Here is a 14,769-nt window from a genome sequence, read left to right on the forward strand (position 1 = left end):
GTATAAAAGTAAACTTTCATACCTGCCACCGAAATGGCGTTTGGTTGATGCTTTTCTTGCGCAAGTGCCCACACAGATTACTTGGCTTGATATATTGTTAAAGAACGTTTGCTCGGCTCAGTGGAGCTCGTAGCGAGGTGCGCATTCTACACGCCTCATTTTTGCTGTCAACCGCTTTCGAAAAGTTTTTCATTTTCTGTTGCTAATATCGAGCTTTCGGGGTTGTTATTGGAAAGTTAACATCTTGTTATAGGTGTTTAACTTTCATTTTTGTAAGAAGCGGTTGTTTTCACAACTTTATGCTTTTACGTAATTCCCGTTTTCGTTGGCGCGATTCGCTAAGTGCTTGTCGTGTATGCCGTCGAAGTGGGGCGAATTATATAGACCTGAATGAATCCAGCAAGTACTTTTTACAAGTTTTCTTACTTTTTTGTGTTAACCGCAGAAAAATCACTCAGGTTGGCGTAAGATCACACATATCGTGAATGTTTTCTAAGCAAAGCATTCCAAACACAATAGCTAGCGCATTCATTATCAGAGGTAACTATGTCTATACGCACGGAAATTGGCCGCCCTTATAAAGGTAAATACCCACAAATAGGCGAAGGCTGCTATGTTGATTCGTCAGCTGTTTTGGTAGGTGATATCGAAATTGGCGCGGATAGCAGTATTTGGCCTTTAGTTGCTGGGCGTGGTGATGTGAATCATATTCGAATAGGTGCGCGCACTAATATACAAGATGGTGCTATTTTGCACGTGACACGCACAAGCCCGAACGATCCCGATGGCTACCCTTTGTTAATTGGTGATGATGTCACCGTAGGGCATCAAGTAATGCTGCACGGCTGCCAACTTGGCAATCGTATTTTAGTGGGTATGTCGGCTATCGTAATGGACGGCGTAGTAGTAGAAGATGATGTTATTATTGGTGCGGGTTCTTTGGTGCCTCCGGGCAAGCGCTTAGAGAGCGGCTTCCTTTACGTGGGTAGCCCAGTGAAAAAGGCACGGCCCCTTAACGCTGATGAGCAAGCTTTTCTAACAAAATCAGCTGAAAACTACGTTTGGCTCAAGAATGAGTACTTAGCTGAAGAGCAATAGCGTAGCCCCATACGTTCACTAGTGAAAATCACGAGATTTCAGTTGGGCAATAGGTAGCTGCCCGCTGAGATCTTGCATATCACCGGCCACGATGTGAATTACATCGCCTTCCATTTCTAAAATACCTTTCACTTGTAGCAGCCGAGCTTTCATCCATTGCCGCCGCTGCCGCCTTGCTAGATCTTGCCAAAGCACTACGTTTATTGTGCCGCTCTCATCTTCTAGTGTCATGAAAGTAACACCGCTTGCGGTGCCTGGGCGCTGCCGGTTGGTGACTAAGCCTATTACGGTAACGAGTTGCCCTGCACGCAAACTTGCCAACTCAGATGCCTTCCGATGCTTCGGCAACACATCATGATCATTTAAGATGGCCAATGGGTGCCGGCCCAAAGTTAACCCTGTAGTGCTGTAATCTTCTTGCATATCCGCTAATTCACTAGGTGCCGCAAGCGCATAATCACCAACTTGTGTTTCAGCCCCAGCTAATAGTGGTAATTGCTCTCCTAGTTTGGTGGTATCCCAACGGGTTTGATAACGGTTACCGGAAAGCTCGGCAAATGCATTAGCACTAGCGAGTTGTTCTTGCGCACTGCCACTGAGTGAACTTGCTAACGCATAATGTTCAAACTCAACCATATCTGCAAAACCCGAAGTAGGGCGGCGAGCGAGTAACGCTTCTATATCTTTTTTAGCTAACCCTTTAATCAAACGAAAACCCAAACGAATGGCAGGTTCACCATCGCTCTTCTGTAACTGGTGATCCCAGTTACTCGTGTTAATAGATATAGGAAGTATCTCAACCTGATGCCTACGCGCATCCTGCACTAATTGTGAAACAGTGTAGAAGCCCATCGGTTGGCTATTAAGTAAGCCAACATAAAAAGCGGCCGGGCAGTGGCGTTTTAACCATGCTGAAACATAAGCTAAATTAGCAAAGCTCGCGGAATGTGATTCGGGGAAGCCGTATTCACCAAAGCCACAAATTTGCGCAAACAAACGTTCTGCAAATTCTTGGCTATAACCACGCGCCAACATGCCTTGAATAAGTTTTTCTTCAAAGCCCATAAGCTTACCTTTGCTGCGCCAGCTAGCCATAGCTCGGCGCAATGCATCGGCTTCACCACCGGTAAACCCAGCGGCTACCATAGCGAGCTTAATTACCTGTTCTTGAAATATGGGTACGCCCAGCGTGCGTTGCAGAACGCTTTCTACATCAGGGCTGGGGTAACTTACCGGCTCTAAACCTGCACGGCGGCGTAAATAGGGATGCACCATATCGCCTTGAATAGGGCCTGGCCGCACAATCGCTATTTGAATGACTAAATCGTAAAAGCACTTCGGCTTTAAGCGCGGCAACATATTCATTTGCGCCCGCGATTCAATTTGAAATACCCCCACTGAATCTGCTTTTTGTAGCATCCGATAAACTTCAGGGTCATCCAGCGGAATGCTCGCAAGAGTATATTGCTGTTGATAAAACTCAGGAAGCAGGGCAAAGCTTTTCCTAATTGCCGTAAGCATTCCTAAGGCCAGTACATCTACTTTTAATAAACACAGCGCTTCAATATCATCTTTATCCCACTGAATAACCGTGCGTTCAGGCATTGCCGCATTCTCTACCGGCACTAAATCTGAAAGCTCACCAGCGGCAATAACAAAGCCCCCAACATGCTGGGAAAGATGCCGGGGAAAACCAAGTAACTCAGTAGTTAACGCCAGCAGGTGCGCCCCTTGAGGGTGATTCATAACCCCCATGCTCTGTAATTGCTGCCGCCAATCTTCTTCGCTATCGCGCCTATCTAAACGATGCAGTAGTTGTTGTAATTGCGCTTCCGGAAAACCAAGTGCTTTACCAACATCACGTAAGGCGCTACGCAGCCGATAAGTAATCACCGTTGCTGCTAATGCCGCCCGATGCCGGCCGTACTTCTTATAAATATATTGAATAACTTCTTCGCGGCGCTCATGCTCGAAATCAACATCAATATCAGGTGGTTCGTTACGCTCACGGGAAATAAAGCGTTCGAACAACAAATCAGATTGCGCTGGGTTTACCGCCGTAATACCTAAGCAATAACAAAGTACTGAATTAGCAGCGGAACCCCGGCCTTGGTGCAAAATGCCTTGTTGGCGGGCAAACACTACTACATCGTGAATAGTAAGGAAGAAATGGGCATAGCCCAGTTCAGCTACCAGCTCCAGCTCTCTATCCAGTTGCGTGCGGATTTTCTCAGGAATACTGTTTGGATAGCGCCAGCGTAATCCTTGTTGTCCTAATTTCTGCAAATAACCATTGGCTGTAAAGCCTTCTGGCACCACCTCCGCTGGATATTCATAACGTAATTCCGATAAATTGAAACCACATCGCGCACTAACCCGCACCGTTTCCGCTAACCAAGTAGCTGGGAATATTTGCTGTAACGAATCGAGATCTCGCAGGCTAGCTTCGGCGTTAGGCGCCAGCTTATCGCCAAGATCAGCAACCGGCTCATGGCTATGAATACTTTGTAACACGTGTAGCAATGGCAACCGTTGGCTGTGATGCATTAGCACGCCCCCCGTAGCAACTACCGGCCACGCTATCTTCTCACTGAGCTGCCGAAAAGAACGCATATGCAAACGATCATTTGCTTGTAGATAACGTTGATACATTAACCAGCTGCGGTCGATAAAGTGCTTCTTCAGGTCGTTCGCTAAAGCGAATAGATTATTTTCCTCAACACCTAAAGAATCAACTTCCGCATTAAGCGCTGTCTCGGGCGGTTTCCAAAGTAACGCGCAATTAGCCAATTTATTTTTCAATAAATCATTGGCATGAAATGCATAACTGCCTTTTTCCGCAGCTCTTCGGCACTGGCTAATAAACTTACCTAACTCTGCATAGCCTTGCCGGTTTTCCACAAGCAACACAAAGGTACCGAACTTTTCACAGCGAAACTCACTGCCGCAAATCAAGTGAAAATGTTCTGTGCCAGAACCATTTGCAGGTAACGCTTTTGCGGCTTGCCATGCTTTCACTAAACCCGCGAATGAACATTCATCAGTAATAGCGATACTGTGGTAGCCAAGTTCAGCAGCGCGCGCTACTAATTCACCAGGCGCGGAGGCCGCACGGAGAAAGCTATAATGGCTCAAGCAATGTAATTCAGCGTAAGCCATTAGCTAAACCAACCCTGTAGCCACCAACATTCCTGCTGGTAATCATAAAACAGCCAACCGGGTTGGCCCCGTTGGTTTCGAGCCACCCAATAATCGCGGTGCCCAACACATTGTAAATTTTGGCTGGCCACAGAACCTTCCATGGCGTTTGGCACGGCAAAGTAGGGCGCCTCACCTGCAGTAAGCTGCCACCAAGGTGGCTGATAACGCTCAGGCCCTCGCAATAAGCACCATTGTTGTATTTGCACAGGCTTCGGTGCTGGTAATAACCATAATGGCCGCCCCGGAATATGCGTGGCTTGTATTGCTGAGCCCGCGGCTGAACGTTGCCAAGCTCTTTCCGGTAACCAATCATGCCGATTCTGTACGCCAAATACCCGCGAATAACCCAACCGCAACTGCAATTCATTTAGTAAACGTGGCAATGATTTTCGTTGTTTCTGCCCGCCATGCAGCAAATCACCATGTTCTTTACTGCGCGGCTGCAAACGCTTTGCCTGAATGCTCATTTCTAAAACGGCCGCTGGCAGCTTCAGAGATTCCATTTTTAACTGGCAAAACGCCGCTAGTTCAGAAGCCAAATAACCACCATGAGCTAAGCCAATTTCTAACTTGGTGGGTTCAATATCACGGTGATAAAAGGTGAGTAGCAAATACCGAGTTTCTTGCTGCCGCCCCTCCAAGTAATGTTCTAGTTCTTGCAGTAATCGTTTTAACGGGAAGCGTAATGCCTGCCACCCCGAAGTTTCGGCCAGTAAGGTTAAACGTTGATAGAACCAAAGCGGTGGCTGAAAATAATGCAACGATTCATGCTGCTCGCCCTGAATGCGCGCTAGTAAATTCACTAATTCTTTACCTAACCGTTGCCCTGCAAGCGCGCGTGGAATAGCTTGCAGCGCACCTAGCGTGTTCAAACCCATGCGCACTAACTGCCCCTGCAATTTAGCATCACAGGGTAAGTACTGAATTGGTATATCGCCCACCGCAGCTACACCCGATTGCGCCAGCATTTTGGCAACTAACGGTGTATTTCCTAAACCATAGTGATAACGCACTTGCCAAGGAGCGAGTTGCAACTGAAGCTGCTCCTGGCTTTGCCGAATATCGGGATAAAGCTTTTGCATGGGTTTTAAATCGAGCCACAGTCCATTCGGCGGATCTAAACTAATAACGGCAAAAACTTGGTATAAATCGGCGGCTAAATGCTGCAGCAAATGGCGTTGTTGAGCTTCACGATAACGGTACGGAGCAAGATCTTCGGCCAATAACCAAGCATCCGAAAGCGAGCTATTCGGGTGGATCCCCATGTTAGCCGCAATGCCATTACATTGAATTACCTGTTGTTGTTGCTCGCAATACAGCACCAACGCACGTTTAGCGAGCTCAGGTTGCAATGCCAACATGCGATCAAGTTGCAGCGAGGGTAACTGCACATATACCCACATACTTAACTTACCTTTAAATAATTAGCGATGGCCAACGCGGAAGGGGCTGCCGAGGCAAACGAATCGGCCAGCCACCATGGCGCTTCAGTATCTGCCATTGCACCTGACCACGCGGCACACTTGCTGCCATAGCATGGGTTTTATCAGGCGTAAGCAGAATCCGTAAACGCGTGGCATAACTACGCGCCTCTTCGTTTTGTATACCGGTAAGTACAAACACCCAAGCATCGGTTTCTGCTGCCGCCAAATGCAAGCGGCGCACAGCTGTGGTACTTAAACTATCGGCCCACAGCAACAACACGCCCACCTGGCCGCTGTGTAAAATGGTTTCGGCGGCCCACAAAGTATCCGCTTCACTAGCCGGTGTAAGCACTATATGTTGAGCGTTCTCTGCGTTTGTTACATCCGCTTGCTGTAGCATTCCCGATATTGCAGGCGCATAAGGTAGGGCCGGTGGCGCTAACCAAAACACTGGCCGCGCTGCTGAGGCGGCGGCCATAATCGCCGGTGCCAACAGGCTTAGTTCACCGCTAAAAGCATACTCACACTGTAATTCGTGTACGCGCTGGCACCGCCACCCACCACCAAGCGCTTGATCAAGCAAAGGCTGCCCCGTAGAAGCGTACTCGGCTGCTGAAAATTGGCTCGCGCCATGCTGGCCACTATTCTGGCCACCATTTTTCCATTCACCACCGCGCCAAACTGCGCCTTTATCCATCAACTGTTGAAGATTTGCCTGCATAAAAACACCCCACAAAATACTGTACATATATACAGTATATATTAGGTGAATCTATTTTGTTTGCAAGGGGTTCTACTGTTCTGTAAAACTTCAGGTATCATTATAAAAATAAGAATAAACAGGGACCGCTTGATTATGCTGCGCTTTTTACCAGCTCCATTCCGAATTTTAGTGAACTTTCTTTGGGGAGCTTTAGCTACCACAGTGATAGGCATCACTGTTATTTTACTTGGCATTGTTAAATTCATTGTGCCTATCCCTGTAGCGCAACGCTTTATTTCTCGATTAGCCAATACCGCATTCCGAGGTTGGGCATATTCGGTTTCGGCCATGTTCCGCATCAGTTACCCGGTGAAATGGTACATTGAAGGAGATATTCCCGATGATCGTGATGGCTGGTTCATGATTTTATGTAACCACCAAAGCTGGGTAGATATTGTAGCGCTCATGCACCTTTCACGAAAAAACCTACCCATGCCGCGTTTCTTTTTAAAACAGCAGCTTTTCTGGGTGCCGATTATTGGTGTGGGGTGTTGGGTTCTCGATATGCCTTTCATGAAACGTTATAGCAAAGAACAAATCGCGAAGAACCCTGAGTTAAAAGGTAAGGATATTGAAACCACGCGGGAGAAGTGTGAGAAATTTCGTCATATACCCACTACCGTTATTAATTTCTGTGAAGGCACTCGCTTCACGCCGATAAAACATAAGCAAAAAGGCAGCCCATATAAGCACCTGCTTACCCCTAAAGCGGGCGGCACGTCGTTTACATTGCAAGCCATGGGCAACCAATTCCAAGAAGTTCTGGATATCACCTTGGTGTATCCCGATCGGCAAACCGATAAACCTATCGTACTCGATTTGCTCGCAGGCCGTTTGCAGAGTGTATATGTGTATATTGATCGTATTCCCGTAACCGATGATTTACGCGGTGATTACTTTAACGACCCAGAGTTTCGTGACCATTTCCAAGGCTGGCTGAATAGCCGCTGGGAACTAAAAGATAAACGTATTGAGGAAGTTTTAAACCGTAAATAAAACACTACCCCTGTAGCCTTTTAACAAAATGATTTTTTCATTGGCAATGCTTCTCAGGCCTCTGCTCAGGCGCAACGCTACTCCATAGCAGTATTCCCGATAGAAATGCGTAGGTATCCGCAACGAAGTAATACCCAAACCACTCAAGGCGAAATCCCCAAGGTAAAATAAGTACTACCCATGAAAGCACAATAAATGCGGCTTGCGCTCTCGAATTTATAAATACACCTGTGGCTAATAAGATAAATACTGCCGCTTGTAGGAATGGCATATGAAGCTGAACGGAATCAAGACCGTAATTATCAAGCATTTTGGCAGTATCAAGCACCGATGCCGCTTCACTGTTATTAACCAAGCTACTAACGAAAACCACCATAACCGCGAAAGCAAAAGTAATAAGCTGAAACGTTTTAGAGTTTATCTTGCGACTAACGCGATTCGGATTTCGATTGATTCTATATATATCCGACCCCAGTAGTACCCCTACTGCGCCAACTACTATGGTATATATGCTGGAATCCAACGCACCAATAACAACCACAGATTGGTAAGGCTCCACCGGAAGAAAATAGCAAACAAAGAATACTATGTAGAAAATTAAGCGGGCACCTAACCCCCTAGATAAAAGTAACAACGGCGAAACATACGCTATCGCCTCAAACCAAACACCCAAAGAAAGCGATGGCCACGTAGCTTTTGTGCTTACTTCCTCAGCTGCCACAGCTAAGGCCAAATAGTTTAAAAAGAAGCTCTCATTAACCCAATACAAAATTTGCCAATTAATAAGCAAATGAACGTAAATAAGCACCATTACAGTAACGGCGAGCAACCTACCTAACGAAATCTGATAGTGGGTTTTAAGCATAATGTTTATCCCTAACGGTAGCGACACTCACCACTTATAAAAAAACCAGCCATCGCTAGGCGGTGGCTGGTTCGCTTATTAATCTTTATCTGTTTGTTGTTCTTTTTTGATTCTTTCTTTTTCATGATCTGCGATTTGGTTTTCTTTAGCTTCCTCGCCTAACGATGTTTCTTTAGGCTTTTCATCGGCTTCTTTGCCAGCACCTACCAATCCCTCATCCCGCAAAGAGCGCAAATCAACGCCGCTTGGGTGCTGATAAACCCGCAAGCCGAACTCCGGCAAAATAGAGAGTAAGTGGTCAAATAAATCCGATTGAATACCTTCATACTCTACCCACGCAGTAGTGTTAGTGAATGCATAAACCTGCAAAGGTAAGCCGTCAGGCCCAGGCGAAAGCTGCCGAACCATTAACGTCATCTTTTGATGAATGCCTTGATGGCTTTTCAAGTAGTTCAGTACATAGGCGCGGAAGGTTCCGATGTTGGTAATCCGCCGAGTATTCGCCGGCTCTTTACCTTCATCTTTTAGCGATTGATTCCATTCATCAATTTCTTTTTGTTTCTCCGGCAAGTAATCGCGCAGCAAACGGAAACGGCTCAGACGCTCTTTCTCTTCAGAGCTTAAAAAGCCCACGCTTTGCTGATCGAGCAAGATGTTCCGCATTATGCGTCGGCCACCTGATTCTTGCATGCCCCGCCAATTCTTAAACGAATCCGTGATAAAACGGCGAGTTGGAATGGTGGTAATGGTTTTATCCCAGTTCTGCACCTTCACCGTATGCAGAGCGATATCGATCACATCCCCGTCGGCGTTCAAGGTAGGCATTTCTACCCAATCACCCACACGAACAATATCGTTCGATGAGATTTGCATGCTCGCTACAAGCGAAAGCAAGGTATCTTGGAATACTAAAATCACCACCGCCGCCATTGCACCTAACCCCGAAAGCAAGATTACCGGCGAACGATCGATTAACGAGGCAATAATGAGAATTGCCGAAATCGCATAAATAATGATTTTAATTACTTGAATGTAGCCTTTAATAGGCTTCATGTGGGAATCGGGGCGCCGCTCGTAAATCGTGTTGATCAGCGTTAACGTGGCATTTATCGCCAAGGCTACGGTAAGTATTACAAAGGCATTCGTAACGTTACGTACGATGGCAACCACTATATCTGGAATACCCGGTACTAAAACAATACCCATCCAAAGAACTAATGCCGGAATTACATTCGCAAGCCGAGCTATAACCGTGGATTTTGAAAGGAGGCCATCTTGCCCTAATGGGGTAGCCCGCAAAGCACTCATCAGGCCACGAACCAAAAGCCGCTTTACTACCGCATTGCTTAGCCAAGCAACAATAAAAAGCACAAACAAACCCGCAGCCAAATTGAGCTGCGGATGTTGTTCTAGCCAAGCAAGGCCCTGGTTATAAAAAGCGATCATTTCTTCCATGGAAATAACTCCAGCATTAAACTTCGCTTAAATACGTAACGTGTTGGCTACCTTTTTTCCAGAAGGTAAGCCGCAAGTTTCAAGTAATCGTCAAAAAAGTTTGCTGAATCATTAAAGCCACCCGGCAACATTTCATATTTGCGATTCACAATGTAAGTTGGTGTACGGCTAATCGCAAACTCGCGCTGTAACGAATTCATACGGTTACTTAAACCACGCACTTGCATACTACCGAATGCGCGATTATAGGTTTCTTCTTCAACACCTAAATCAAGCATTACTTGCTTAGCTTCTGCCACACTATTGGTGAAATCATTGCGTACAAAGTGTTTCTGAAACATGCGCTCTTTAAATTGCTCATCAACACCTAACATGATGGCAGTCGCCCAAATTGCTTGGATGTTATCGCGTATCGCAGCATTCGGAACCACCAAATTCACATGGTATTTTTGGAATGCATCACCAAATTCAGCTTTTAACATATCGCTAAACGGTGCGTACTGATAACAGCCGTTACAATAAAAAGAAAAGAAATCAATGATTTCTGGATTACGGCTCACCGTATCGCTCACTACTCGATAATGCACGCCTTCTTCAAATTCTTGCGCCTGAGCAGGTGCTAAAGCTACAAAAACGAAAACAAATAACGCTACTACTAACTTTTTCATTATATTTTCCTATCAAATATCGAAATATTAAGGCCATTATGCCGTTAGTTAAAACCTGGCTGCAAGCGCAGTGGCTCATCATCGAACGCGGCCAGTTGCTCTTTCAACGCTAATATTTGCTGTTCCCAGTAACGTGGCTCCGCAAACCAGCTAAAACTGCGCTCAAAAGCTGGATCGCTCCAACGTTCGGCTAGCCACGCCATGTATTGAATGATTCGAAATGCACGCAAAGGTTCAATTAAACGCAGTTGCGCAGGGTTGAACTCTGCAAACTCTTCATAACCTTCGATAAGTGTTTCGAGCTGAATTTGCTGCTCCATACGTTCACCCGAAAGCATCATCCATAAATCTTGAATAGCAGGGCCTTGTCGGCAATCGTCAAAATCTACCAACGTGAGGCCATCCGGGCGCCAAAGTAGATTACCAATATGGCAATCACCGTGCAGCCTAATCTGCTCGTGTTCGTGCCAAGGAACACGCTGCAAACGTTGCACCACCGGTTTTAGAATAGCAGCGAACGATTCTCGCAGCGAATCGGGCAATAAGGAACAGGTAAGTAGGCGTTCTTGATGCTTATGCAGCATATCTAAATCAATGAGCACTGGCCGATGCGCAAAAGGCTTGGCTCGCCCAACCATGTGTAAGCGGCCCAAATGACGCCCCAGATTTTCTAATTGGTCCAGCTGCTCGGGTTCTAGCGCTCGGCCGCCAATACTAGGAAATAAGGCAAAGCGATAGCCTTTATAGTACAACAGGCTAGTAGGCATTTTTAACGGGCACACCACCGGGATTTCAGCCTCAAACAAAGCAAAGGTAAAATCATGCTCTTCTTGTATTTGTTCATCGCTCCAGCGATTCGGCCGATAAAACTTCACCACATAGCGCTTACCATCTTCGGCAATAAATTGGTAAACCCGATTCTCATAGCTATTTAATGCCAGTAGGCCAGAAGTAGGATAGAGGCCAGTGGCCTCTATCGCATCGAGAATAAAATCAGGCGTTAAATCTTGAAAACTAAAAGCAGCCAAAGGCACTCCAGCAGTGGATGAATGTTATTGATATATAAAGTTCGATCTTACTGTTTTGCGAATCCGCCCATCATCAACCGCTTCAATAGTGAAGTTAATTTCAACCATCGGTTGCTCTAAGAAATATGGGTCTACCGCTATAGTAACAGGTATTGTCTCTGTCATTTCTGGTGCTAGCTGAATTTCATCAACGCCCAGCAACTGCATATCTTCAACACCTTCAACATTCACCCGATATGTTTGGGTTTCTTGAGTTTTATTTATCACCCGCAAGGTATACACGTTTTCTACCCAACCTTCCTGGTTTTCTCGGTATAAAGTATTGCGATCGCGAATGACATCAAACTCAAGTGGCACGCGCAATAAGATATCCACCACCAATAAGGCGGTAAGTGCAAGTAAGGCTAAACCATAACCTACACTTTTAAAGCGGAACACTTTGGTTTGCCCACCTTCTAACCGGCTTTGGGTAGTGAAACTAATAAGCTTCTTCGGATACCCCATTTTTTCCATAACGTCGTCGCAGGCGTCAATACAAGCACCGCAGTTGATGCACTCATATTGCAAGCCATTTCGAATATCGATGCCGGTAGGGCATACCTGTACGCAAAGGTTACAATCGATACAATCACCTTTACCAATAGTTGCCGGATCTACTTTCCGCTTCCGCGGGCCACGAGGCTCTCCGCGCTCCACATCATAAGCCACAATGTACGTATCTTTATCAAACATCGCGGCTTGGAAGCGCGCATATGGACACATGTGGGTACACATAATTTCCCGCATCCAACCCGCATTGCCATAAGTGGCGAAGGTAAAAAATAACACGCTACCTGTTGCCCAAGCGCTCGATTGTAGAATCCAAAAATCGGTGAATAAGGTGCGAATATCGGTGAAATAGCCAACAAACGTCATAGATGTAAGCAGTGCTACAACAATCCATGCGGTATGCTTTGCAAATTTACGCCAAAATTTATCGGCATCCATTTTGCGCTCATCAAGCTTCATCCGTTGGTGTCGGCTACCCTCAATTTTTCGTTCAAACCACATGAAAATGAAGGTCCACGTAGTTTGTGGACAGGTAAAACCGCACCAAACGCGGCCAAATAGGGTGGTAACGAGGAAGAGAGCAAAGGCAGAAATCATAAAGATCCATGCCAAAATAGTGAGATCCTGCGGCCACAGGGTCATGCCGAAAATACGGAAGCGCTGGTCAATAATATTAAATAAAATGGCTTGCTCGCCATTCCAGGTAAGCCAAGGCAAAACAGCAAAAAGCGCCATTAAAACAAAACCAAGAACCCGCCGAGTCGTTTCTACTTTACCCTCGGTTTCACGCACATAGATATGGTTTTTACCCGGTTTCTTACCACCCGAGCTAGGATCTGGTTTTTGAATGGAAACGTTCTTTCTCGGCGGCGCCGGTTGCACCGTTATAGGCTTTGCCTGCGCCTGGCTGTTATCTGATCGGTTTGTGTTTTCAGAGAGATGATCAACCACGATATATCCTGCCATTTCATGAAACCAAGGGGAGTGGGCAAATTATACGCCCATTCCCCACAAATATCAGGGGATTTCGCTGATCTGGATCAAGGTTTACACGGGTGCACTCATGGTTAAAAAGGTTGCTGCGATACCGAAGTAAATAAGTACACCGCCAGCATCCGCAATCGTGGTTACAAGTGGTGCACTTGCAACCGCAGGATCCCAGCCTAAACGCTTGAGTAAGAACGGTAATAAAATGCCTACAATGCTACCCACCAACACAATACTAACCATACTGAGCGCCACAATAGGAATAATCACTGGATCTACTCGAAAAAATGCTACCGTAGAAATCGCAATGGCCATCGTTACGCCAAGCCCCACAGATACCATCAATTCTTTACCCAACATATAAAGCCAATCTTTCTTTTCAACATCGTTGGTTGCCATACCCCGCACGATAAGGGTTGCCGCCTGAGCACCAGTATTACCGCCGGAAGCAATAAGCAATGGCAAGAAGAAGAGCAACGCAATATTGGTTGCAATAAGATCTTCAAAATAAATCATACCCATACCGGAGAAAATGTTAGCGAATACCAACAAAACCAACCAGTTAATGCGACTACGATAGATTAAGAACGGGCTGGCATCTTTAATACCGCCTTCTAATTTACCAACCGTTGCCGATTTATGCATGGTATCGGTATCTTCCTCTTCCACAACGTCCATCGCGTCATCGAAGGTAACCATACCAATCAACACATCGTCGTCGGAAACCACAGGAATAGCGATTAAATCGTAACGGCTGATAATCCGCGCCGCCTCTGATTGCGGCATTTCTGGGCGCAACACAACCACATCACGGGTCATGATATCTTCAATTTTTTCGCTCGGAGCCATGGTAATCAGCTGCCGCAGCGATACCACCCCAAGCAATTTGTGTTCACGATCAACCACATACGTTTGGTAAATGGTTTCTTTTTCTGGAGCACTTTGGCGTAGGCGTTTTAGCGCATCATCTACCGTGCCGGAAACCGGAATTACCGCGTAATCCGAAGTCATTACCGAGCCAACCGTGCCTTCTTCATAGCTCGCAAGGCGTAGCAAATCTTCCCGCTCTTTCTTCGCTAGCCGGCGCATCACTGCATCTTGCAGTTTTACATCGAGTAACGCATACACATCGGCCCGTTCATCCGACGACATATCGCGGAATAGCTGCGCCAACACACCCACTTCCATGTGGCTTGCTAAATCTTCTTGATTATTCGGGCGTAAATACCCGAAAACTTCCGCTTGTTGCTCGCTTGGCATTTTATCAAGCAATGCCAACGCACTATAAACTTCAAAGTTCTGATCAATATACTCGGCAACGTCTGCGGCAGGAATTTCTGCCAACGCAGCCGTCAACGCTTGCTCATCACCTTGCGCAACCAAATCAATTAAATGTTCATAGCCTTCGTATGTCATGCCAATGTCTCCTTGGTCATGAGCCCACGTAATCCGCAAACATGCAGTAACAGTAAAATTTGATTCATGGGCAAACTCCTCTTCCAGCGTACATCGCCGTTGAGAGTATCCTCAAAAGAACACACGGATTGGGGTGGTTGTGCAGAATCTGCTAGTTCAGCAGGGGATGGGCTGCAACTCTACCTTAAGCGCTCAAGCTCGGCAAAGTCGCAGTAACACTGGATCAGAGCGACTGGGACTTCAACGTACCTGAACGGCATATTCGTCGTGAACTATCCAAGATTTACTCTCTCCGCGTTACAAATAACGCTGTAATTTT

Annotated in this window: 11 protein-coding genes; 2 read left to right on the plus strand and 9 right to left on the minus strand. The window is 46.2% G+C overall.

Going from position 1 to position 14,769, the window contains the following annotated elements; all coding sequences use genetic code 11:
- Positions 1-546 precede the first annotated feature (546 nt).
- Positions 547-1,098, plus strand: a complete 552-nt coding sequence (locus CWE13_RS10865; protein ID WP_126808569.1) for a gamma carbonic anhydrase family protein — start codon at positions 547-549, stop codon at positions 1,096-1,098.
- An 18-nt stretch (positions 1,099-1,116) separates the two neighbouring features.
- Here the strand turns inward: CWE13_RS10865 and CWE13_RS10870 are convergent, their stop codons facing one another.
- Genes CWE13_RS10870 through CWE13_RS10880 form a run of 3 tightly spaced genes read right to left on the minus strand, consistent with a single transcriptional unit; the run spans position 1,117 to position 6,444 of the window.
- Entirely contained in the window at positions 1,117-4,257 is a 3,141-nt protein-coding gene (locus tag CWE13_RS10870) for an error-prone DNA polymerase (RefSeq protein WP_126808571.1), read from the minus strand.
- The gene (locus CWE13_RS10875) at positions 4,257-5,702 is read right to left on the minus strand and encodes a Y-family DNA polymerase (RefSeq protein WP_126808572.1); all 1,446 of its coding nucleotides are present in this window, start codon (positions 5,700-5,702) and stop codon (positions 4,257-4,259) included. The genes CWE13_RS10870 and CWE13_RS10875 overlap by 1 nt, the downstream gene beginning before the upstream one ends.
- A gap of 13 nt (positions 5,703-5,715) precedes the next feature.
- Positions 5,716-6,444, minus strand: a complete 729-nt coding sequence (locus CWE13_RS10880; protein ID WP_126808574.1) for an ImuA family protein — start codon at positions 6,442-6,444, stop codon at positions 5,716-5,718.
- Between the two features lie 135 nt (positions 6,445-6,579).
- On the opposite strand from CWE13_RS10880, the gene CWE13_RS10885 reads away from it, so the two are divergent.
- Positions 6,580-7,482 (plus strand): acyltransferase, encoded by a 903-nt coding sequence (locus tag CWE13_RS10885; protein ID WP_126808576.1) that lies wholly within the window; start codon positions 6,580-6,582, stop codon positions 7,480-7,482.
- A 37-nt stretch (positions 7,483-7,519) separates the two neighbouring features.
- Here CWE13_RS10885 and CWE13_RS10890 read toward each other — a convergent pair whose 3' ends face one another.
- The 6 genes from CWE13_RS10890 to mgtE form a co-directional block, all read right to left on the minus strand.
- Positions 7,520-8,347: a hypothetical protein gene (locus tag CWE13_RS10890; protein ID WP_126808578.1), complete on the minus strand. Its 828-nt coding sequence runs from the start codon at positions 8,345-8,347 to the stop codon at positions 7,520-7,522.
- A gap of 78 nt (positions 8,348-8,425) precedes the next feature.
- Complete coding sequence (locus CWE13_RS10895) at positions 8,426-9,802, minus strand: mechanosensitive ion channel family protein (RefSeq protein ID WP_126808580.1); 1,377 nt, start codon at positions 9,800-9,802, stop codon at positions 8,426-8,428.
- A 47-nt stretch (positions 9,803-9,849) separates the two neighbouring features.
- Positions 9,850-10,470, minus strand: coding sequence for a DsbA family protein (locus tag CWE13_RS10900; RefSeq protein WP_126808582.1), 621 nt, complete (start codon positions 10,468-10,470; stop codon positions 9,850-9,852).
- A gap of 44 nt (positions 10,471-10,514) precedes the next feature.
- Positions 10,515-11,498, minus strand: a complete 984-nt coding sequence (locus CWE13_RS10905; protein ID WP_126808592.1) for a serine/threonine protein kinase — start codon at positions 11,496-11,498, stop codon at positions 10,515-10,517.
- 24 nt (positions 11,499-11,522) lie between these two features.
- On the minus strand, positions 11,523-13,013 hold the full coding sequence (ccoG, locus tag CWE13_RS10910; protein WP_241973685.1) for a cytochrome c oxidase accessory protein CcoG: 1,491 nt from the start codon (positions 13,011-13,013) through the stop codon (positions 11,523-11,525).
- A gap of 81 nt (positions 13,014-13,094) precedes the next feature.
- A complete protein-coding gene (mgtE, locus tag CWE13_RS10915) occupies positions 13,095-14,450 on the minus strand; it encodes a magnesium transporter (RefSeq protein WP_126808594.1) in 1,356 nt (451 codons plus the stop codon).
- Positions 14,451-14,769 lie beyond the last annotated feature (319 nt).

It is taken from the genome of Aliidiomarina shirensis (assembly GCF_003987345.1).
In the GTDB taxonomy this organism is placed as follows: Bacteria; Pseudomonadota; Gammaproteobacteria; order Enterobacterales; family Alteromonadaceae; genus Aliidiomarina; species Aliidiomarina shirensis.